The sequence below is a fragment of the Aeromonas australiensis genome (assembly GCF_000819725.1).
Lineage (GTDB): Bacteria > Pseudomonadota > Gammaproteobacteria > Enterobacterales > Aeromonadaceae > Aeromonas > Aeromonas australiensis.
The window spans coordinates 68,156-89,235 of the sequence record NZ_CDDH01000062.1; the positions used below are offsets into that span (position 1 = coordinate 68,156).

Here is a 21,080-nt window from a genome sequence, read left to right on the forward strand (position 1 = left end):
CTTGTTCTGGCTTTGCCACTGGGCTCGAGCCACGCCGGGGGGCGATCCCCTCTGGGTTGGTGTGAGTGGCGTGGGCTTTGCATCAGCGTTAGCTGACTCGGAGCTGGATGCTTGTGGTGGCTGGGAGGCCTTATGAAACTTGGTGTGAACCAGATAGCCATGCTCTATTACGCCGTCGGCTTGCTCTTGATGAAGGGGATCTCCCTGCTGATGCTGCCGGTGTTGACCCATCAGCTGCTGCCTCGTGAATACGGTCAGCTGGAGGTGCTGCTGACCCTCATCAATCTGGGCTCCCTTATTTTGGGCTTTGGCCTGGTGGATGCCCTCTATCGCTTTGCCGGACTGGCGCAAGATGAGCAGGCGCGCCAGCAGGTGGTGGCCCGCATGTTCGGTCTGGTCTGGTTGATTGCTCTGGCCAGTCTGCTGCTACTCTGGCTGCTGGCACCTGTGGTGCAAGCCTGGCTGCCGGTGGAAACCCGCCTTGCGGATGTGCGCTGGGTGCTGTGCGCCCTGCCGTTTGAAGGGGTGATCGGGGTGCCGCTGGCGTGGCTGCGGATGCGCAATCAGGCGCGGCTCTTTTTCGTGGCAACCGCAGGCAAGGCGGTGATCCAGTCGCTGCTCACGGCCTGGTGGCTCTGGCTGGGGTGGGGGGTGAGTGGCGTGTTGGCCTCCGGCACCCTGACCTGCATCGCACTGGCGCTGCTGCTGAGCTTCTGGCTGTGGCGAGATAGCGGGATCCGTTTTGACTGGCAACATTATCGGCCGCTGTTGCGCTATGGGCTGCCACTGGTAGTGAGCGGGCTGGCAGGCTTTGCCCTGAGCGGGCTGGATCGCTGGCTGCTGGCTGATGTGGTGGGCGAGGTGCAACTGGCCTACTACGCAGTGGCGGGCAAACTGGCGCTGGCGGTGGGGCTGTTGCTGCAACCCTTTGCCCTCTGGTGGTATCCCCGCAGGTTTATGCTGCTGCGTGAGCCGGATGGACTGCGGCTCAATGCCCACTACAGCGTGATGGGCTCGGCATTGGGCTTTCTCACCGCAGGTATCGTCGGGCTCACGGCGCCCTTGCTGATTCGCTGGCTGACCCCGGAGAGCTATCACGGGGCGATCGCCTATATACCACTGCTGGTGCTGGGCATGGCGGTGCGCAATGTCTCGGACTTGCTCAATGTCGGTTGCTTTAGCGGCGAGAAGAGCAATGCCCAGATGGTGATCAATCTGGGTTGCAGTGTGCTCGGTGTGGTTGGCTTTTTACTCACTATTCCCCGTTTCGGGGTCGATGGGGTGATCTGGACCCTGCTTTTGGTCTATCTGGTGCGGGCGCTGGCCTTCTATCTGGTGAGTCAGCGCTTGTTGCCGCTGCCGTATCGCCTCTCCACCCTGTGGGCCAGTTCGCTCGGGGCGCTGGCGATGGTCTGGCTTGGCCAATGGTGGGCAGGATCATGGCTCGTCTAGCGCCAGCCCTTTGGGCAAGCGCCATCTGTCTGGTGCTGGCCCTGCTCTGGTGGCGGTTGCCTCATCCCTTGCTGCTGCCGGTGATTGGCCTTGCCATTCCCGCCATCTGGTTTGCCCTGCGCTGGCCGTTTTTGATGGTGTTGGGGTTTGTCACCTTCTCCTTCTTTCGGCTGCATGAGGTGTTCCCCCCGCTCTATCCCCTCAAGATCCCGCTGCTCTTCTCGCTGGCCGCCATCGGTGCACTGCTCTGGCACATTGTACTGACCGGCCGGATCAAGCCTTACTGGAGCCAACCCTTGAGCTGGTTGACGGCATTCTTTGTGATGGTCTCCATTGGCGTGCTGTTTGCCAGCAACCGGGGCGAGGCGATCGCCACCTGGACCGGCAGTTACAGCAAGGTCTATCTGATGACCCTGGCCACCGCCTGGTTGGTGCGCAGACCGGAAGACTTTGCGCTGGCAGTGCGGGTCTTTGTGGCCGCCGGTTGTCTGGTTGCGCTGGTGGCCCTCTACAACAAGGCGAGCGGGATTGGGTTGGTGGAGGGCACTCGGGTGACCATAGGGCGCGAGCTGGGCTCTGTGCTGGGGGATCCCAACGATCTGGCACTGGTGCTGCTCTTTCCTGCCGGTTTCTCCCTTAGCTTGTTACTCAATCAGGGCAATGGGGTCGGGGGGCGTTTATTGGGGGGGCTCGGCTTTGTCCTGACTGCGGCCGCTATTATCGCCACCCAGAGTCGCGGCGGTCTGCTGGGTATCTGCGCCGTTGGCGGCCTGTTCGCCTGGCAGCGAGTGCAGTCGAAAACCCTGTTGATCTCCCTGGGTATGGTCGCGCTGGTGGTGCTGTTTGCCGCCGCCGGGATCAGCGGTCGGGCTTCCGGCGGGGCGGCCGAGAGCGGGATTGATGCCTCGGCCATGGGGCGGATTTACGCCTGGCAAGCGGCCTGGGGGATGGCGCTGGCCCATCCACTGGTGGGGGTGGGCTTGTCCAACTTCTATTACAACTACTTCTTCTACAGCCCCCACTGGGATGGACTGAATCATGCGGTGCACTCCACCTGGTTCGGGGTGCTGGCAGAAACCGGTTTTGTCGGTCTGGCGCTCTTTATCGGCATGGTGACAGTAACCCTGCGCAGTTGTTGGCGTTGTCAGCTCGCTGGCATGCCTCCTGCAGTGATCACCACGATGCAGGGGGTGATGGCCAGCATGGTGGGGTTTGTCATCTCGGGTTCTTTCCTGACCCAGGGATTTACCTGGCCCATCTATCTGGAATTGGCGCTGGCTGTCGCCGCCATCAAATATGTGCAGCAGGCAGCCAGCGAAGGGCAGGTCAATGAGGATGACCAAGGGGCAACCCGGTTGTCGGCAGCGTTACCAAAGGGAGCAAAATGATGAAGACAATCCCGGTTTTGCTGGTGCACTACGGAGAGGACTGGATCCGCGGCAGCGAACGCTGCCTGCTGGATCTGCTGGCCCACCTCGATCGCAGCCGGTTTACGCCGTTGCTCTGGTGCAATAGCCCGGCTCTGGCGACAGAGGCGGCGACCCTCGGGGTAGAAACCATAGTCGAGCCGTTCACCCTGCTGCTGGGGTGGCAGGCACCCCGTTTTGATCTTGCAGCCCATCGGCGCCTCTCCCGGCGAGCCAGAGAGCTCATCACCGAGCGGCAGATCGGGCTGGTGCACGCCAACAGCGCGGCCCCTTGCCAGTGGCTGGCGGGAGTCTGTCGGGCGTTGCAGGTACCCCTGGTGTGTCACCTCCATGCCCGTTACCAGCCCAGAGACAGATTCAGCCTGCGGGTTCATCAGGCAAACGTGCTGATCGGGGTGAGTGAGCCGGTATTGACCGGTTGGCGCCAGGATGGCTGCACGGCCGATCGGTTGATCCGGGTACCCAACGGGGTGGATGCCGCTCGCCTGAATACCGGTGCTCACTGGCCGATCGTTGGCGTGCTGGGCTTGCCCCCGGGGGATCTGATCATTGCGACCATCGGCTCATTGATCAAACGCAAGGGGATTGATCTGCTGATCCGCTCGCTGGCTGCCCTGATGGCATCGGGGGAGGAGGCCCAATTGCTGGTCATTGGCAGCGGCCCGGAGCGGGAGGCATTGGTGGCGTTGGCTGTCGAGCTCGGGGTGGGGGATCGGGTCCACTTTTTAGGGGAGCGGCCAGACAGCGCGGCTATCTTGCGGGGCGGGGTGGATCTGCTGGTTTCCGGAGCCCGTGAGGAGGTGTTTGGTCTGACGTTGGCGGAGGCGGGTATGTTGGGGCTCCCGGTCAGCGCCTATCGGGTGGGCGGCATCCCTGAAGTGGTGGAGGAGGGGGTGACCGGCTTGCTGGCGACCCCGGGGGATTGGGCCGAGATGGCTGATCACTGGCGGCAATTGAGCAATCCGCAACGCCGATGTGCGATGGGGCGGGCCGCTCAGCTGCGTGCCGCGCAACTGTTCACGGTAGCGCGCTATGTCGATGGCGTCACGGCGGTGTGGGACGCCGCGCTGGCTGGTCGCTGGCGCAGTACATTGCAATCACCCTATGGCGCCATCGTCCGCTGGGCGGGGCGTAGGCTAGCCGCCAAAGGGCGCAACATGCTGACGGGAGGGCTGGCGAATGGGGTTGCAAAATTGCAGGCGGGTTTTGGCTGGATAAGGAGCATCACTCGATGAGAGCAGAGACAATACCGGTCAACGGCAAGATCCTGGTGGTGGACCCTATCCCGTTTCGCGGGGGCTCCAAGGTAGCGACCGAAGTGATGCTCGATGAGCTGGCCAAACGGATGCCCGAGCTCACATGCCATGTGTTGACCCAGGATCCCGACTCCTGGCCCCGTTGCCAGCATCACCCCTTTTGGTTGCCCCGGATATTGAAAGGGCGGGAGTCCGGCATCGGTTATCTGCTCAAGCAGGGGTGGCAGACCATGGCGATTGTCTGGTTGGCGTGGCGTCTGGGGGCAGTCAAATGCTTGCTGGCTGCCTCCGGGCCCGGGGTGGATCTGTGCAGTTACTGGGCGGCCCGCTGGTTGCGCTGTCAGGTAGTTCAACTGATCCATGGGCCTGTGGGGTGCTCGGGGCTCTCTGCCAGAGCACTGCAACGGGCCAGTGCGGTGTTTTATCTGCACTCTGCACAGGGCTCTTTAACGGCGCTGCTTACCCGCCTTGGCAAGAGGGACTTTCCGTCACACTGGCAGCCATTTATCAACGGCTTGAGCGAGCGGGAGTGGCCGACGGCAACGGCTGGTGGATCCCGGATCCTGTGGGCGGCATCCCTGTTGCGCTGGAAGGGGTTGGATATAATGCTGGCAGCCCATCAGATGCTCGTCGATGCGCGTCCGCCATTAACGGTGTGTTATCTGCAGCCCAAGGGCACGCTGCAGCCCTGCAGCCAGCCCCAGCCACAATTGCCAGATACCCACTGGTACCCCAGTCCGCCCAATCTTGACGAGATCCGATCTCAATGCGGCATTTTTGTCTCAACCAGTCAGCAAGAGCCGTTTGGTCTCTCCATTCTGGAGGCGATGGCTGCGGGGCTCTGTGTGGTGATCCCGGCCGACGGCGCCTGGTGGGATCAACAGCTGACCGATGGCGTTGAGTGTCGCAAATATCAGCCAAACGATCCCGGCGATCTGGCACGGGTGCTGGCAAGCCTCAATACCATGCCCGAGGTGGTCAAGCGACTTGGCCATCATGCCAGGCTGCATGCCGAGGCTCATTACAACGCGGTGGATACCTACCAAAGTACGCTGGAGCAGTGGGAAGGGCTGTTGCGACGGGATGGATTGAGCCGAGCAGTGCACGGTTAGCATATAGTGGCCCGGTAAAGCAGCGCCGCCGCGCTATAGCATCGCTGGGTCAGCAACATGGCAGTACCGGCTATCAGAATGTGGTGGGGTGATGAAAGGTGCTGCAGCCTGAGCGTAATGAGCTTAAGAGCCGATGTTGGATACAGCGGGAAACAAGCCGCTCAAAAACAGCAGGCCCGCCTCGAAAGAGGCGGGCCTGCTGCTAACTGACGCCAGGAAAAATCACACTTTGGGCTGGTCGATCACCAGTTTGCCATCTTTGACCGGAATGGTGGCGCCGGGGGCTTGCTTCATGCGGATCACCCCCTCTTGACCGGCGAGGCGATAGGTCACGTCATAACCGATGGTGTTGACGCTCGTATCCTGCACGGTTTTGCAGCGCTGCTCGGTGGTGGTGTAGGTATCGCCCGCCTGCATATTGCCCTGCACCTGATTACCGGCATAACCCCCCGCGACGGCTCCGGCGGCGGTGGCCACCTTCTTGCCGCTGCCGCCACCAAACTGGTGGCCGACTACGCCACCCAGCGCCGCGCCCACCACGGTACCGAGGATCTTGTGCTCATCCTGTACCGGCTTGCGGTGAGTCACGGTGACGTTGTGACACGCCTGTCGGGGAGTCTTGATGGTCTCGGTGATCGGCTTGCTGCCGATCACCTCGGCAAAGGTGGGCTGGGGTGTAAAGAGGGAGCCGCTGGCCGCCGCCGAGAGCGCCAGGGCCGAGGCGATGCCAATACCGATACCTGCCACCATGGATCTGTTCATTTTATGGTTCTCCTGCATACCCGTATGGGCTGTTCCAATCTGGCGCCATCTTGTCACAACCGCTTGGCCGGACAAGGGGAGGGGAATGGCTCTGCGACAGCCGTTGGCAAGGTCAAAAAACAGCCGCCGCAAAAAGTGTCTGACTTTGGCGACAACGGGCTAAAAATGGGCAGTTTCCGGCGGCTGGTAGGTGCTATCAAGATGATAAAGAGCAATTTGAGTCACAGTTTGCCAGGCAAGCAGGAAGCAAAATGCAAAAGTGGCAAAGCGTTGACGGCTCACGCGCAAGGTGACGCGTGTGACTGTGCCCTCAGTTGTTGCGTAGGGCCACGCAAGTGGCTGATAAATGGCTACAGCACCATTGAGCACATGCCGATAAGAGAATACGGCAAGCATTTTGCTTTGATTGGGTGAGGCAGAGGGTGAACGGATCGGCAGATTGCCGCGTAAGACCTGAAATGGAGATGTTCACCCGAGATCACCGGATCAACGAGGGGGAGATATGTCAATGTTACCCAGCTGGATCACCCCGGCCATTCAGGCCAACATCATCACGGCGCAGCAAGCGGAGCGCCTGCTCTCATCCCTCTACCGGCCCCTGGCCGAACAGGGAGAGGAGCTCCCCGCCGATATCGCCGATATCAGCCTTAAACTCTACTGCTTCCGCCAGCAGGGGCGGGTACGTCACTAACGATGATTGAGGTAAAGCCTTCGCCATTGGCGGGGGCTGCTCGCTTGCCCGTACTCGTCCCGCACACCTCTTCGGCTCTTCCTCTAAGACGTTTTGCTAATACCTGCCGCCGCAGGCTCACTGTTAGGCTGTCATCCCCATAAGAGACCAGTGACGGGCAGGATGCCCATGTCCCTTGCTGATCTCTGAATCATCCCGAAACTGCCCGTTTTGTGCCACCTGTGAGGAAGGGATCCGATGCCAGTGCAGAACATCTATGAGCGCGACCTTGTCAAAACCGCCGCCAATTTCGAGGCCCTGACCCCCATCAGCTTTTTGGGGCGGGCGGAGCGGGTCTATCCCGACTATCCGGCGCTGATCCACGGCTCGCTGCGCCAGAGCTGGGGCGAGACTGCCCGCCGTTGCCGTCAGCTGGCTTCGGCTCTGCGGCTGCGCGGCATCGGGGAGGGGGATACAGTATCCATCGTCGCGCCCAATATCCCGGCGATGTTCGAAGCGCACTTCGGGGTGCCCATGAGCGGCGCCGTGCTCAACACCATCAATACCCGGCTCGATGCCGAGTCGATTGCCTTTATCTTCCAACATGCCCAGAGCAAGGTGGTGCTGGTGGACAGGGAGTTCGGCCCTGTGGTGCGCAAGGCGCTGGATCTGCTGGAGCACCCACCGCTGGTTATCGCCATCGACGATCCCCTCTACCGGGAGGGGGCGCTTATCAGTGACCTCGACTATGAGGCCTTTATTGCCACTGGTAATGGCGATGAGCCCGGCTGGCTGCCACAAGATGAGTGGCAGGCTATCTCCCTTAACTACACCTCCGGCACCACCGGCAACCCCAAGGGGGTGGTCTATCACCACCGTGGTGCCCACCTCAACGCCATCAACAATGTGCTCTCCTGGGAGCTGCCCAAACATCCCGTCTACCTCTGGACCTTGCCGATGTTTCACTGCAACGGCTGGTGCTTCCCCTGGACGCTGGCGGCGACCGCCGGGGTAAGCGTCTGTCTGCGCCATGTGCAGGCCGCCGCCATTTATGAGGCGCTGCACGAGCACAAGGTGAGCCATTTTTGCGCAGCGCCCATCGTGCTCAATATGCTCAACAATGCCGATCCGGCACTCAAGCAGGGGCTGGATCACCCCATCAAGGTGATGACCGCCGGCGCTGCGCCCCCCGCCACCGTGATCGCCGGCATGGAGGCGATGGGGATAAACGTGACCCACGTTTACGGCCTCACCGAAACCTATGGCCCCTGCGTATTGTGCGAACCGCAAAGAAGCTGGCAAGGTCAGGATGCCACCACGCTCTCTCGCCTCAAGGCCCGGCAGGGCGTCGCGTCCCCCCTGCAGGGGGAGATGCGGGTCATCAATCCGATCACTGGCGAGCCGGTGGCCAAAGATGGCAAAACCATGGGGGAGATAGTGCTGCGGGGAAATGTGGTGATGAAGGGCTATCTGAAAAATCCGGCGGCCAGCGCCGAGGCGATGGCAGAGGGATGGTTTCGCAGTGGCGATCTGGCGGTGTGGCACCCGGATGGCTATGTGGAGGTCAAGGACAGATCCAAGGACATCATCATCTCCGGCGGCGAAAATATCTCCAGTCTGGAGGTGGAAGATGTGCTCTATCGCCATCCCGATGTGGACGAAGCGGCAGTGATCGCCATGCCCGATGAGCAGTGGGGGGAGGTGCCCTGCGCCTTCGTGAAATTGAAAGAGGGGCGAGAGACCACCCAGGCGGAGCTTATCGCCTTTTGCCGTGAGCAGATGGCCCACTTCAAGGCGCCCAAGCGGATCATCTTTACCCCGCTGCCGAAGACCTCGACCGGCAAGGTGCAAAAGTTTGTGCTGCGCAAACAGCTGGGATAGCCGCCTGTTCGTAAGGCGCCAACACAGCCATTCATAGGAGGGAGATACGAGGGAGAAAGGAGGGCTGCTGGCCCTCCCGTTGTATGGCTAGGGGGTCTTGCAGGCAACGCAGTTGCGACCCTCCTGCTTGGCTTGATAAAGCATCTGGTCGGCGCGGGCGTAGAGACTCTCCATCTGTTCTCCCTTGCTATTTTCCACCAGTCCGGCGCTGATGGTGATAACCAGCACATCCCCGTCGGGCAGGGGGAGCGGGCTTTGCATCACCCGCTTGCGCAGCCGTTCGGCCAGGGATGCCGCAGCCGAGAGAATGGTGTTGGGCAGCAAGATGGCAAACTCGTCGCCACCGATGCGGGCCAGCACATCTTCGCTACGCAGCACCGATTGCATCACCTTGCCCAGATGCACCAGCGCGCTATCCCCAAGGGGATGACCGAAGCGATCGTTGATGCATTTGAACTGATCCACATCCAGTACCATCAGCACCGAGGTGAGGTGGTGGCGCATGTCCAGACTGAGGTTCTTCTCGCACAGTTCGAAAAAGAAACGGCGGTTGTAGAGACCGGTGAGGCCATCGCGCACCGACTGCTGGTGCAGCTGCTCCTTGAGCTGGTGCAGCTCGGTGATATCGGAGGAGATGCCAATCAGGGTGGGGGTGCCATCAGCCAGTTTGAAGGGAACTTTGACCGACCAGTAGTAGTGCTGCTTGCCCTCGCTATCGCTCAGCGACTCTTCACCGGCTTGCAGCTCACCGGTTTCGAACACCCGGTTGTCCAGCTGCCACATCTGGCAGGCGCTGGTGGCCGGGATCACCTCGTCATCGCGCCGATTGATGATCTGTTCGGCGGGCAGACCGAGCAGGGCACACACCTTCTGGTTGACGTAGAGAAAGCGATGTTGACTGTCTTTCATATAGATATGGGCATCAACGTTGGCCAGGATGATCTCCAGCAGTTGGTGCTGCTCCGTCAACTGTGACTCAATCAGCTTGTGTTCTGTGATATCGGTGGAGATGCCGCACAAGCCGATCAGCTTGCCATCCCGGTCGTACATCGGCTTTTTCACGCTCCAGTAGACCCGTTTTTCCCTCGTTGGTTTGAGGTAGTTGACCTCCTCCCGGGCGATAGCGATCTGCTGCTCCAGCACCTGGCGATCATTTCGTTGCAGCTCTTCCGAGACGTCGAGGTCAAAAAAGGCGTGATCATCCTTGCCTTGCAGTTCGGCCAGGGTGCAGCCAAAGAGATCCAGCACCGCCTGATTGGCATAGATGTAGCGGCCAGCCAGATCCTTGGTAAAGAGGTAGGCGCCCATCTCGTTAAAGATGGATCTGAGATGATCCAGCTCGTGCTGCAATCGGGTGGGGCAGGGGTCATCCTTCATGGGATTGGCCATCCTTGAGCAATGGGGCCTGTGTATACGGGGCCAATTTGTATCAACTGCTTTAAATTAAGCACTCTTCACGCCATATTTCGCATTTTTTACGCAATGTCTGCGTCATATCACACGATTGTCATCGTTGCTGTGGTCAAAGGAAATCAACTGAGTCTGTGGTTATGCAGATAACCGTCCCACCTATATCGGCCCGGCATCGTGGGCCAGCAGCAGAGAAATTGCCCGGTAGTCAAATACGCCAGCCCGAGTGGTAGAAAGGGTAACAAACAGGTCTTTAAATCACTATTTTAAGGGCCCTGTGATCATTGATGACTGTTAGTTTGGGGAGTGAGGGGTGGGTAAACCTGATTGATCGTGTGCTGAGAGATGGAGCTGAACGAGCTACAGAGCCCGTTCAGCAATATGAACATCTATTTATTGTGCCGCTTATAAAGCCGCTGAACGATATCCTGTAATCCCAGCCCTTCGTTTTGCAGCAGCACGGTCAGGTGGTAGAGCAGATCGGCGGATTCGTTGATGAGCTCCTCCCGATCCTTGGCCATGGCGGCCAGCGCCACTTCGACACCTTCCTCACCGACCTTCTGGGCGATGCGCTTGGTGCCTTTGCCGTAGAGGCTGGCGGTGTAGCTGGTGGCCGGATCGGCCCCTTTGCGAGAAGCCAGCACCTGCTCCAGCTCAGCCAGAAAACCGAGGGGTGGCAGCGGGTGGCCGTTAAAGCAGGAGGTTGTGCCCTTGTGGCAGGTGGGGCCGACGGGGTTGGCGGCAATCAGCAGAGAGTCCTGATCGCAGTCGGTGCTGATGGCGACGAGCTTGAGCACATTGCCCGAGCTTTCACCCTTGGTCCAGAGCCGCTGTTTGCTGCGGCTAAAGAAGGTGACCTGACCGGTGGCCTGGGTCTTTTCCAGCGCCTCGCGGGTCATAAAGCCCTGCATCAGCACCTCGCCGCTGGCGGCGTGCTGGACGATGGCGGGGATCATGCCATCACATTTAGCCCAGTCGAGCCGCTCCACGAGCGGTATCTGGTTTGCAATCTCTTGATTATTCACGGATGGCGACTCCTTCGGCTTTCAGCCAGCGTTTCAATTCGGGAATGGGGATTAGGCCCTTGTGGAACACAGAGGCGGCCAGCGCCCCGTCCACATCGGCGAGGGTAAAGGCATCGCGAAAGTGCGCCATGGCACCGGCGCCGCCGGAGGCAATCAGCGGCACCTTGCAGACGCTGCGCACCAGCTTGAGCTGGTCGAGATCATAACCCTGGCGCATGCCGTCCTGATTCATCACGTTCAGCACGATTTCGCCGGCGCCGCGCTTTTGCACCTCCTGCACCCAGTCGAGAGTGTGCCAGGCAGTGGTGCGGGTGCGACTCTCGTCGCCGGTAAACTGTTTGACCTGATAGTGGCCCGTGTCGGCATCGAAGTAGGAGTCAATGCCCACCACTACGCACTGCACGCCAAAGCGCTCGGCCAGTCGACTGATCAGGGTCGGATCGGCCAGCGCCGGAGAGTTGATGGAGACCTTGTCGGCGCCAAATTCAAGGATCTGGCGGGCATCCTCCACGCTTTTGATGCCACCGGCGACGCAGAAGGGGATATCGATCACCTCCGCCACCCGGCTCACCCAGCTCTTCTCTACCACCCGGGCATCGCTGGAGGCGGTGATGTCATAGAACACCAGCTCGTCAGCGCCCTCTTCGGCGTAGCGGCGCGCCAGCTCGACAATCCCGCCCATCACCTCGTGGTTGCGAAATTGTACCCCTTTGACCACCACGCCATCTTTCACGTCGAGGCAGGGGATAATGCGTCTTGCCAGCATCAGTTGCCTCCTCTGGTATCGGCTGCGGGAGCTTGCCAGCAGGCGATGGCGTCACCTACCGAGAATTTGCCCTCCAGCAGGGCGCGGCCAAGGATGATCCCCTTGACGCCGGAGCCCTTGAGCGCCTCGATATCCGCGATGCCGCCAATGCCGCCGGAGGCTTGAAAGGCAACGCTCGGGTAGCGTGCGCAGAGATCCCGATAGAGCTCGACATTGGTGCCAGCCAGGGTGCCGTCACGGCTGATGTCGGTGCAGAGCACATGCTTGAGCCCGGCGGGGAGAAAGCGCTCGATCAGCGCCTCTATGGTCACACCGCTGTTCTCCTGCCAGCCTGCCACCGCGATATGGCGATTGCCCTGCTCATCGATATTGACGTCCAGCGCCAGCACTATCTGCTCGGGGCCATATTTCTCCATCCAGCTGGCCACCAGATCCGGGGATTTGACGGCGGTGGAGCCAATCACCACCCGGCTGGCACCGGCGGCCAGCAGATCCGCCACATCCTGTTCGGTGCGCACGCCTCCGCCGACTTGCACCGGCGCTTCGGTGGCTGACAGCAGTTGGGTCAGCAGGGGCAGCTGGCGCGCCTTGGCATCCTTGGCACCGTCCAGATCCACCAGATGGAGCTGCACCGCCCCCTGGGAGACATATTCATCGAAGCGGGCCTGCGGGCTGCTGCTGTATTCGGTCTTCTGCTCGTAGTCCCCCTGATAGAGGCGAACTACCTGACCGTTGATAAGGTCAATTGCGGGAATGATCATGCTAGTCACAGCTCCAGAAAATTTTGCAGCAAACGGGCACCGGCTGCGCCTGAGCGCTCCGGGTGGAATTGGGCGCCGAAGAAGTTGTCACGGGCGACAATCGCGGTAAAAGGGTTGCCGTAGTCGCAGGTCGCCAGTGTCGCCTCGGTCACCTCCAGCGCATAGGAGTGAACGAAGTAGAAGTAGCTGCCGCTCGGGATCCCCTTGAGCAGAGGATGGGTTTCGTCATGCTCAATCTGGTTCCAGCCCATATGGGGCAGGCGCATGCTTGACTGGTGTAAAGTGCCCACTTCCATCAGCCGGATCTTGCCCGGCACTATGCAAAGGCAGTCGATAAGCCGCTCTGACGAGTCATCCGTACCCATGCTCTCTTCGGAGGCCTCTGCCAGCATCTGCATACCGAGGCAAAAGCCCAGCAGCGGCTGTTTGGCGGCGCGAATAAGGGGCACCAGCCCCCGCTCGTTGAGGTTTTTCATGGCGGCTACCGCGGTGCCGACGCCGGGCAGGATCAGCTTGTCCGCCTGCTCGATATCGGCCGCCACGCTTGAGACCAGCGGCTGCACGCCGAGGCGCTCGAACGCCATTCTGACCGAGGCCAGGTTAGCGCAGCCGGTATCGATAATGACCAGCTTCTGCTTGCTCACATCCATCACAGCACTCCCTTGCTGGAGGGAAGATCGCTTCCTTCTACCCGAATGGCCTGACGCAGGGCGCGGCCAAAGCCTTTGAACAGTGCCTCTACCTGATGGTGGGTGTTGCCGCTGCCCACCTTCATCTGCAATGTGATGGCCATGGCGTCCGACAGCGAGCGGAAGAAGTGGGGCACCATCTCGGTGGCCATCTCGCCCACGTTGTCGCGGCCAAAGCCGCTCGGGCAGTCGAAGACGAAGTAGGGGCGGCCGCTCAAATCCAGCGCTGTGCTCACCTCCTGCTCGGTCAGCGGGCGCGCATCGATCACTGCCTGCACCTCGTCCATTGCCAGCACGAAGCCGAAACGGCCGATGCCGCGCTTGTTGCCAAGGGCCTGACGCAGCGCCTGACCTAGCGCCAGCCCCACATCCTCTACCGTGTGGTGATCGTCGATATGGAGATCGCCGCTGACGTTCAGCTTGAGCTGGAAACCGGCGTGGGTGGCAATTTGATCCAGCATATGATCAAAAAAACCGATGCCGGTGGCGATCTGGTTGCCGCCGATCTTGTTTGTGTCAGAAGGGTCCAAATCTACCGCTACCTGAATGCGGGTCTCTTTGGTGTTGCGCTCCACCGAGGCTACGCGGCCCTTATTTGGACTGAGAACAGCGAGCAGCTGATCACGGATGGCGAGCCAGTCGTGATCCTGCGGGTGGTAGCGAATACCGCCAATACCCATATTCTCGGCCAGCTGCAGATCGGTCTGGCGATCACCAATCACGAAGGAGTTGGCAAAGTCGATACGACCCGAGGCGAGATACGCCTTCACAAGCCCGAGGTGGGGCTTGCGGCAGCTGCAGCCGTCGGTGGGGAAGTGGGGGCAGATCAGCACCTGTTCCCACGTCACCCCTTGCGATTCAAACAGGTGCATCATCAGGTCGTGAGGGGGCTGGAAGTTCTCCAGCGGCAGGCTGGCGGTGCCCAGCCCATCTTGGTTGGTCACCATCACTAGTACGTAGCCAGCGGCCTGCAACTCGCGCAGCACCGGAATGACCATGGGCTCGAAGCGCAGCTTGGCGAGGCTATCCACCTGCTTGTCGGTCACCGGCTCTTCAATCAGGGTGCCGTCGCGGTCGATAAACAAAAACGGGGTCTTCATCGCTACATCCTTGTCTTACAAAGTGGGAGAGGGCAGATCACGCAGTACGGCCAGCACGGCATCCATCTCGCCCTGATAGCCGATGGTGACGCGAATGCTGTTATCAAGGCCGGGCTTGTTGGAGAAATCCCGCAGAATGATGCCGGCAGCCTTCATGGCGGCAAAGACGGCGGCGCCATCCACAAAGCGCACCAGCACGAAGTTGCCCTTGTCCTCGAATATTTCCTTAACGCAGGCAAGCGTTGCCAGCTCTGCCTTGAAGGCAGCTTTTTGCTTGTTGAGCGCTACCACTCGCTCGCGCATCAGCTCCAGTCCCATGGGGGAGAGGGCCTGCGCCGCGATCTGGGCGATGGGCTCGGGGATGGGATAGGGGGCGATCACCTTGGCCAGCATGGCGATCACCTCGGGACTGGCCAGCGTAAAGCCGCAGCGGATCCCCGCCAGGGCAAAGGCCTTGGAGAGGGTGCGGGTCACCACCAGATTGGGGAAGCGGGTCAGCAGGTCCACCACGGATGCCTCGGGGCAGAACTCGATATAGGCCTCGTCCACCACCACGATGGCGCGATCCCGGGCTTTTTCCAGCAAAGCGATAAGACCGTCGCGACCCACCAGATCCCCGGTGGGGTTGTTGGGGGAGCAGAGAAACACCAGCGTCACATCGCCGAGACGATCGGCGATGGCGGGCCAGTCAGGCTGGCGGCTGGCGGTCAGCGGCTGTTCGACAATCCCCACGCCACAGGTCTCGGCGCTGATGGCGTACATGCCGTAGGTGGGCGGGCAGATGAGGATCTGATCTTCACCCGCTTCGCAGAAGGTGCGGATCAAGAGCTCGATGGCCTCGTCGGCGCCACGGCTCACCAGCACCTGATCGGGATTGACCCCGGCGTAGGCGGCATACCCGTTCACCACCTCGGCCGGTTGACACTCGGGGTAGCGGTTGAGACGGCTCCCCTCGATGGTAAAGGGATAGGCCTGCGGCGCCTCGTTGGCGTTGAGCCAGACATGACCCTTGCCGCCGATGCGGCGGGCTGACTGATAGGGAGTGAGGGCCCGCACCACGCGGCGCGCCAGATTGGCAATGCTCATGACAAATCCTTCTGCTGTGCTGTTGGTTGGGGCGCGGCGGCCAGGGCGCTCAATCTGAGGGTGACGGCATTATTGGTGGGGGCATCGAGCCCTCTTGGAGCGGTATTTTTCATATCCGCTCCTTTTGCAGTGCATTCAATCTCAGCGTCACGGCATTCTTGTGGCCATCGAGCCCCTCGGCCTCGGCGATACGCTCGACGATAGGGCCAAGGCCCTGAATACCGCGCTCACTCAGCTCCTGCACCGTATAGCGGCGCTGATAATCGGCGAGGCCAAGGCTCGAACAGGTGCGGGCATAACCATAGGTAGGCAGGGTGTGGTTGGTGCCGCTGGCGTAATCGCCGACCGACTCGGGGGTCCATGCCCCGAGGAAGATAGAACCGGCGTTCTCGAGTTTATCCAGCAGGTCGCGCGGGGCGCGGGTCTGCACGATCAGGTGCTCCGGCGCGTAGGCGTTGGAGATAGCACACGCCTCGGCCAGATCGTCACAGAGGATCACCAGACTGCTGCCGAGCGCCTGGGCGGCGATATCCCGGCGGCTCAGTTTGGCCAACTGGCTCTTGATTTCGCCAGCGATGGCGTCGGCCAGCAGCGGCGAGGTGGTGACCAGCACCACCTGGCTGTCGGGGCCATGCTCGGCCTGGGAGAGCAGATCTGCTGCCACGAAGGCCGGGTTGGCGCTCTCGTCGGCAATCACCAGCACCTCGGAGGGGCCAGCCGGCATGTCGATGGCGGCGCCGCGCCAGTCGCGGGATACCTGGCCCTTGGCTTCGGTCACATAGGCGTTGCCCGGACCGAAGATCTTGTCCACCTTGGGGATGCTCTCGGTGCCATAAGCCATGGCGGCGATGGCCTGGGCGCCGCCAATGGCGAACACCTTCTCGACCCCGCAGGCGCGGGCGGCAAACAGGATCTCGTCGCTGGCCGGAGACGGGGTACAGAGCACCACTTCACGGCAACCGGCGATCGCAGCCGGAATAGCCAGCATCATCACGGTGGAGGGGAGCGGCGCGCTGCCCCCCGGCACATAGAGACCGACCCGGCTGATGGGCTGGGTGCGCAGCTCGCACACCACCCCGGGCTGGGTCTCCACCCGTACCACTGGCTGCACTTGCGCGGCGTGGAAGGTGCGAATATTGGCAATGGCCGCTTCGATGGCGCTTTTGATGTCGTCATCCAGCCGCGCGCAGGCGGCTTCAATCTCGGACTCGCTGACGCGTAACTGTTCACGAGGGGCGCGCTCGAAGCGCAGGCTCAGCTCGCGCAGGGCCTCATCGCCACGGCTACGCACCGCGGCGATGATATCCCGCACCACGGCGCCGATATCGGCCTCGTCATTGAGGGCCGGGCGAGTCAGCACGTCGGCCTGCTGGGCGGGGGAGAGGGTCTTCCAGATCAGGGTCTGCATGATGTCCCTTCCTTATTCCATCATTTTTTCGATGGGCAGCACCAGAATGGAGCTGGCGCCGAGGGCCTTGAGCTGCTCCATGGTCTCCCAGAACAGGGTCTCGCTGGAGACGACGTGCAGCGCCACCTGATTGGTGTCACCGGCCAGCTGCATGATGGTGGGGCGCTCGGCACCCGGCAGCAGATCGGTGATGGCATCGAGCTTCTCTTTGGGGGCGTGCAGCATGATGTACTTGCTCTCGCGGGCCTGCTGCATCCCCTGAATGCGGGGCAGCAGTTTGTCGATGAGCTGCTGCTTGGCATCGGACAAGGGGTTGGGGGCCTGTACCAATACCGCCTTGGAGCGGTAGATCACTTCTACTTCTTTCAGGCCATTGGCTTCCAGGGTTGCACCGGTGGAGACCAGATCGCAGATGGCATCGGCGAGACCCGCGCGCGGTGCCACTTCCACCGAGCCGCCCAGCATCACGCTCTTGAAGCCGAGCCCCTTTTCGTCAAAGAAGCGCTTGAGCAGCCCGGGGTAGGAGGTGGCGATGCGCTTGCCGGCCAGGCTCTCTGGCCCTGTGTAGGTCACATCTTCCGGCACCGCCAGCGAGAGGCGGCAGCCACCAAAGTCCAGCTGCTTGAGGGTTTTGACCTCGAAGGGGAGGCCTTGGGAGGCACGAATAAGCTGCACCTCTTCCAGCACGTTCTCGCCGATGATACCAAGGTCGACCACCCCTTCCATCACCAGGCCCGGGATGTCGTCATCACGCACCCGCAGGATATCGATGGGCATGTTCTCGACATGGGCGATAAGGCGCTGCTCGCGCAGGTTGATTTTCAGGCCACAGCTCTTGAACAGGGCTTGGGAGTCCTGGCTCAGACGACCGGACTTTTGCATGGCGATACGCAGACGTTGTGTTTCCATTGCTCGATTTCCTTCTAGTCAAAAACGAAAAACCCTCGGAAGTGGGTGCTTCCGAGGGTTTATGAATCTTGCGGTCCTTTTGGAAGTCACCAGTTAAGTGTCCTCCAGCAGTCAACCTCCTGAAAGACTAGTCGGGATGATGATGGTGGTGATGAGTCTTCAGGGTGGTGAACTGCATGTAATCAATCCTTTACAAAATAAGATGTCGTAATTGACGCCTGATTTAAACTACCTGCCTTGACAGAAAATGCAACCCGAAATTGTGATTTGATCGATTAAAGTGGCGAAAACGGTTTTCTGGTCGATAACTAGACTATAACCCCCTGCAGGAGTCGCCATCATGCCCAGCCAGGACCTGTTGTTCCCTATTTTGCCTCGGGCGCCTGCGACCCCGAATCCCGATGACATCAAGCGGGAGGTGACCCAGATCAGCAAGAAGCATAAGCTGCGCAAGACCGGCACTGACAACAGTGACTCCCAGCAGCGCCAGCAGGCGTATAGCACCCCCGCCAAGCGTGATCAGCCAAAGGCGGAGGAGGACGATCACAAGCCGGATCCCGAACATCAGATCGATCTGTTCGTCTAGGCAGATTATCTGTCCCGCTTTTGCCGCGCTTTTGGCATAATGGCCGCTTTTGCTGCGGGACGCCCTTTTGACCATCCAGACCCTGTTCAAGCCAGATGGCCCTCTGGCCAGCCATATCGACGGTTTCAAAGCCCGCGCTCCCCAACTGGAGATGGCCGAAGCGGTCGCGCGCGCCATCAAGAGTGGTGGCCGTCTGCTGGTGGAGGCGGGGACAGGTACCGGTAAGACTTACGCTTATCTGGTGCCGGCGCTGGAGTCCGGCAAGCGGGTGGTGATCAGCACTGGCTCCAAGAACCTGCAGGAGCAGCTCTTCTATCGGGATCTCCCGACCATCACCGGCGCGCTCTCCTACACCCCGCCGGTGGCCCTGCTCAAGGGGCGCAGCAACTATCTCTGCATCGAGCGGATGAACCGTCTCTTGAGCGAATCCCATCTGCAAAAGCCTGAAATCCTGAACGATCTGGTGAAGGTCAAATCCTGGTCCACCGCCACTGATAACGGCGATGTGGGGGATATTCCGGGATTGCAGGAGAACGCCGAGATCCTCGCCCACGTCACCAGCACCAACGACAACTGCCTCGGTCGCGATTGCCCCTATTACGACGACTGCCATCTGGTGGTGGCCCGACGCCGCGCCATGGATGCCCAGGTGGTGGTGATCAACCACCACCTCTTCTTCGCCGATATGGCGGTGAAAGACACCGGATTTGGTGAGTTGGTGCCGGAGGCGCAAGTCTATGTGTTTGACGAGGCGCACCAGCTGCCGGAGATCGCCACCAACTACTTCGGCAAGTCGGTGGGCAGCCGAACGATTCAGGATCTGGCGCAGGATATCCAGCTGGCCTATCGGGCTGAGGCGCACGACATGGCCCAGCTCGGCAAGGCGGCGGACAGGCTTGCCATCGCCAGTCAGGATTTACGGCTCGCCTTCGGAGTGGATGGCGGTCGCGGCAATACCCGCGACATGCTGCGCCAGCCGCTCTGGGGTCAGGCCTTGGCTCGTCTCAACGATGCCATCGGGCTTTGCTACGAAGTGCTCAAACTGGCTCTCGGCCGGGGCGAGCAGCTGGATCACGCCTTCGAGCGCATCAGTGAACTGCGCACCCGTCTTGGCGAGGTGCTGGCGGTCAACCAGACCGGTTTCTCCTACTGGTACGACTGCTCGCGGCTTCATTTCACCCTCAATCTGACGCCGCTATCGGTGGCCGAGCGATTCAGTGCCGAGGTGCAAAAACCGGAGGTAGCCTGGGTCTTCACCTCCGCTACCCTGACGGTGGATATGCGGTTTGATCACTTCAAGGCCGAGCTGGGGCTGGCGGGCAGCGCTGAGCTTATTCTCGACAGTCCGTTCGACTATGGCGAGCAGGCGCGGCTCTGTGTGCCCCGTTATCTGCCGGAGCCCAATGCCTTTGGCCGTGGCGAGCAGCTGGCCAATCTGATGATCCCGCTGATCAACAAGACGCCGGGGGGCTGTTTCTTCCTCTGCACCAGCCATCAGGTGATGCGTCAGGTAGCCGAGGTGCTGCGCCGGGAGATTGGCCGTACCGTCTTGTTGCAGGGGGAGGACAACAAGCAGCGGCTGCTCAAGGAGTTTGTCGAGAATGGCCGCGCCGTGCTGGTGGCGACCAGCAGTTTCTGGGAGGGGATCGACGTGCGAGGGGCGGCGTTGTCGTGTGTTATCATCGACAAACTGCCGTTTGCCAGCCCCGATGATCCGCTGCTTAAGGCGCGGGTGGATGATTGCAAACTCAAGGGGGGGGATCCCTTCGCCGAGCTGCAGTTGCCCAAGGCGGTGATTGCCCTCAAGCAGGGGGTGGGGCGGCTTATTCGTGATCGCAGTGATCACGGCGTGCTGGTGATCTGTGATCCACGAATGGTCAACAAACCTTACGGCGCCACCTTTATCAAGAGTCTGCCCGCCATCCCTCGCACCCGGGAGTTGGGAACGCTGGGGCGTTTTTTCGATCGCTCTGAACGCGGTGAATAAGTGTGCCGCCAGCTAACAGATTTGAACAACGGGTGAGCATATCTCGCTTGCCGGTTATGTAATTGACTGATTTTATAGAGATTGGAAAGCATGAACGAGTTGAAGATCCTGGCCGTTGATACCGCCACCGAAGCCTGCTCCGCCGCCTTGCTGGTGGGTGACAAGCTGTTCTCCCGCTGGGAGGAGGCGCCACGGGATCACACCCGAAAAATCCTGCCCATGGTTCAGGCTGTGTTAGAGGATGCCGGGATAAGTTTGAGTGACCTCGATGCCATCGCGTTTGGCCGCGGCCCGGGCTCCTTTACCGGCGTGCGGATCGGTATCAGTGTGGCGCAAGGTCTGGCGTTTGGTGCGGGTGTGCCGCTGATTGGCATCTCGACCCTGGCCGCCATGGCGCAAGGCGCCTATCGACGGGATGGCGCCCAGCAGGTGCTGACCGCCATCGATGCGCGGATGAACGAGGTCTATTTCGGCCGCTATGAGCTCATTGATGGCCGCATGCAGCTGGTGGGGGACGAGGTGGTGAGCGAACCCGCGGCACTGGTTGACGTCCGTGGAAAGCTGGCGGGTCGGGTGACCTGCGTCGGCACCGGTTTTGAAACCTATGGCGAGACCCTGAGTGGTCTGGCCGATGAGCTGGCTGTGAGTCAGGTGCGCTTCCCGGCGGCAGAAGACATGCTGCCGCTGGCCCGCGCCGCCTGGCTGGCGGGGGAGGCGGTGCCGGTGGAGCAGGCGACGCCGGTTTATTTGCGTGACAAGGTGACCTGGAAAAAACTGCCGGGTCGCGAATAAG

At 60.9% G+C, this 21,080-nt stretch carries 20 protein-coding genes and 1 other annotated feature; of the genes, 10 read left to right on the forward strand and 10 right to left on the reverse strand.

What is annotated here, in order from left to right; genetic code table 11:
* Positions 1-132 precede the first annotated feature (132 nt).
* Genes BN1117_RS09955 through BN1117_RS09970 form a run of 4 tightly spaced genes read left to right on the forward strand, consistent with a single transcriptional unit; the run spans position 133 to position 5,247 of the window.
* Positions 133-1,452: a lipopolysaccharide biosynthesis protein gene (locus BN1117_RS09955; RefSeq protein ID WP_040096979.1), complete on the forward strand. Its 1,320-nt coding sequence runs from the start codon at positions 133-135 to the stop codon at positions 1,450-1,452.
* Positions 1,440-2,840, forward strand: coding sequence for an O-antigen ligase family protein (locus BN1117_RS09960; RefSeq protein WP_040096980.1), 1,401 nt, complete (start codon positions 1,440-1,442; stop codon positions 2,838-2,840). The genes BN1117_RS09955 and BN1117_RS09960 overlap by 13 nt, the downstream gene beginning before the upstream one ends.
* The gene (locus BN1117_RS09965) at positions 2,837-4,114 is read left to right on the forward strand and encodes a glycosyltransferase family 4 protein (protein ID WP_244463535.1); all 1,278 of its coding nucleotides are present in this window, start codon (positions 2,837-2,839) and stop codon (positions 4,112-4,114) included. Before BN1117_RS09960 ends, BN1117_RS09965 begins: the two co-directional genes overlap by 4 nt.
* Positions 4,111-5,247 carry a glycosyltransferase family 4 protein gene (locus BN1117_RS09970; RefSeq protein WP_040096983.1) on the forward strand — a complete coding sequence of 379 codons (1,137 nt, stop codon included), beginning with the start codon at positions 4,111-4,113 and terminating at the stop codon, positions 5,245-5,247. The genes BN1117_RS09965 and BN1117_RS09970 overlap by 4 nt, the downstream gene beginning before the upstream one ends.
* Before the next feature lie 222 nt (positions 5,248-5,469).
* Here BN1117_RS09970 and BN1117_RS09975 read toward each other — a convergent pair whose 3' ends face one another.
* Positions 5,470-6,009 carry a glycine zipper 2TM domain-containing protein gene (locus BN1117_RS09975; RefSeq protein WP_040096985.1) on the reverse strand — a complete coding sequence of 180 codons (540 nt, stop codon included), beginning with the start codon at positions 6,007-6,009 and terminating at the stop codon, positions 5,470-5,472.
* A gap of 3 nt (positions 6,010-6,012) precedes the next feature.
* On the opposite strand from BN1117_RS09975, the gene BN1117_RS09980 reads away from it, so the two are divergent.
* From BN1117_RS09980 to BN1117_RS09990, 3 genes are all read left to right on the forward strand, one after another.
* The gene (locus BN1117_RS09980) at positions 6,013-6,423 is read left to right on the forward strand and encodes a hypothetical protein (protein ID WP_040096987.1); all 411 of its coding nucleotides are present in this window, start codon (positions 6,013-6,015) and stop codon (positions 6,421-6,423) included.
* Between the two features lie 88 nt (positions 6,424-6,511).
* Entirely contained in the window at positions 6,512-6,700 is a 189-nt protein-coding gene (locus BN1117_RS09985) for a hypothetical protein (protein ID WP_040069812.1), read from the forward strand.
* A 237-nt stretch (positions 6,701-6,937) separates the two neighbouring features.
* Positions 6,938-8,560 carry an acyl-CoA synthetase gene (locus BN1117_RS09990; RefSeq protein WP_040096989.1) on the forward strand — a complete coding sequence of 541 codons (1,623 nt, stop codon included), beginning with the start codon at positions 6,938-6,940 and terminating at the stop codon, positions 8,558-8,560.
* Between the two features lie 87 nt (positions 8,561-8,647).
* On the opposite strand, the gene BN1117_RS09995 is transcribed toward BN1117_RS09990, so the two are convergent.
* The 9 genes from BN1117_RS09995 to hisG form a co-directional block, all read right to left on the reverse strand.
* Positions 8,648-9,937: a sensor domain-containing diguanylate cyclase gene (locus tag BN1117_RS09995; RefSeq protein WP_040096990.1), complete on the reverse strand. Its 1,290-nt coding sequence runs from the start codon at positions 9,935-9,937 to the stop codon at positions 8,648-8,650.
* 422 nt (positions 9,938-10,359) lie between these two features.
* Positions 10,360-10,995, reverse strand: coding sequence for a bifunctional phosphoribosyl-AMP cyclohydrolase/phosphoribosyl-ATP diphosphatase HisIE (gene hisIE / locus BN1117_RS10000; RefSeq protein ID WP_040096992.1), 636 nt, complete (start codon positions 10,993-10,995; stop codon positions 10,360-10,362).
* Entirely contained in the window at positions 10,988-11,761 is a 774-nt protein-coding gene (hisF, locus tag BN1117_RS10005; protein ID WP_040096994.1) for an imidazole glycerol phosphate synthase subunit HisF, read from the reverse strand. The genes hisIE and hisF overlap by 8 nt, the downstream gene beginning before the upstream one ends.
* Positions 11,761-12,522, reverse strand: a complete 762-nt coding sequence (gene hisA / locus BN1117_RS10010; RefSeq protein ID WP_040096996.1) for a 1-(5-phosphoribosyl)-5-[(5-phosphoribosylamino)methylideneamino]imidazole-4-carboxamide isomerase — start codon at positions 12,520-12,522, stop codon at positions 11,761-11,763. Before hisA ends, hisF begins: the two co-directional genes overlap by 1 nt.
* Positions 12,523-12,527: 5 nt before the next feature.
* A complete protein-coding gene (hisH, locus tag BN1117_RS10015; RefSeq protein ID WP_040096998.1) occupies positions 12,528-13,172 on the reverse strand; it encodes an imidazole glycerol phosphate synthase subunit HisH in 645 nt (214 codons plus the stop codon).
* Positions 13,172-14,311: a bifunctional histidinol-phosphatase/imidazoleglycerol-phosphate dehydratase HisB gene (hisB, locus tag BN1117_RS10020; protein WP_040097000.1), complete on the reverse strand. Its 1,140-nt coding sequence runs from the start codon at positions 14,309-14,311 to the stop codon at positions 13,172-13,174. The genes hisH and hisB overlap by 1 nt, the downstream gene beginning before the upstream one ends.
* Positions 14,312-14,326: 15 nt before the next feature.
* Positions 14,327-15,397, reverse strand: a complete 1,071-nt coding sequence (gene hisC / locus BN1117_RS10025) for a histidinol-phosphate transaminase (RefSeq protein WP_040097002.1) — start codon at positions 15,395-15,397, stop codon at positions 14,327-14,329.
* Positions 15,398-15,506: 109 nt separating this feature from the next.
* Positions 15,507-16,805: a histidinol dehydrogenase gene (gene hisD, locus BN1117_RS10030; RefSeq protein ID WP_040097003.1), complete on the reverse strand. Its 1,299-nt coding sequence runs from the start codon at positions 16,803-16,805 to the stop codon at positions 15,507-15,509.
* Positions 16,806-16,817: 12 nt separating this feature from the next.
* Entirely contained in the window at positions 16,818-17,714 is an 897-nt protein-coding gene (gene hisG / locus BN1117_RS10035) for an ATP phosphoribosyltransferase (protein ID WP_040097005.1), read from the reverse strand.
* A gap of 23 nt (positions 17,715-17,737) precedes the next feature.
* Positions 17,738-17,866 (reverse strand) — a sequence feature (His leader region).
* Between the two features lie 188 nt (positions 17,867-18,054).
* Here hisG and BN1117_RS10040 point away from each other — a divergent pair.
* The 3 genes from BN1117_RS10040 to tsaB all read left to right on the forward strand — a co-directional run bounded on the left by BN1117_RS10040 (position 18,055) and on the right by tsaB (position 21,079).
* A complete protein-coding gene (locus BN1117_RS10040) occupies positions 18,055-18,300 on the forward strand; it encodes a hypothetical protein (protein WP_040097006.1) in 246 nt (81 codons plus the stop codon).
* A 67-nt stretch (positions 18,301-18,367) separates the two neighbouring features.
* Positions 18,368-20,287, forward strand: a complete 1,920-nt coding sequence (gene yoaA, locus BN1117_RS10045) for a DNA repair helicase YoaA (protein ID WP_040097008.1) — start codon at positions 18,368-18,370, stop codon at positions 20,285-20,287.
* A 90-nt stretch (positions 20,288-20,377) separates the two neighbouring features.
* Positions 20,378-21,079 (forward strand): tRNA (adenosine(37)-N6)-threonylcarbamoyltransferase complex dimerization subunit type 1 TsaB, encoded by a 702-nt coding sequence (gene tsaB, locus BN1117_RS10050; RefSeq protein WP_040097009.1) that lies wholly within the window; start codon positions 20,378-20,380, stop codon positions 21,077-21,079.
* Position 21,080 lies beyond the last annotated feature (1 nt).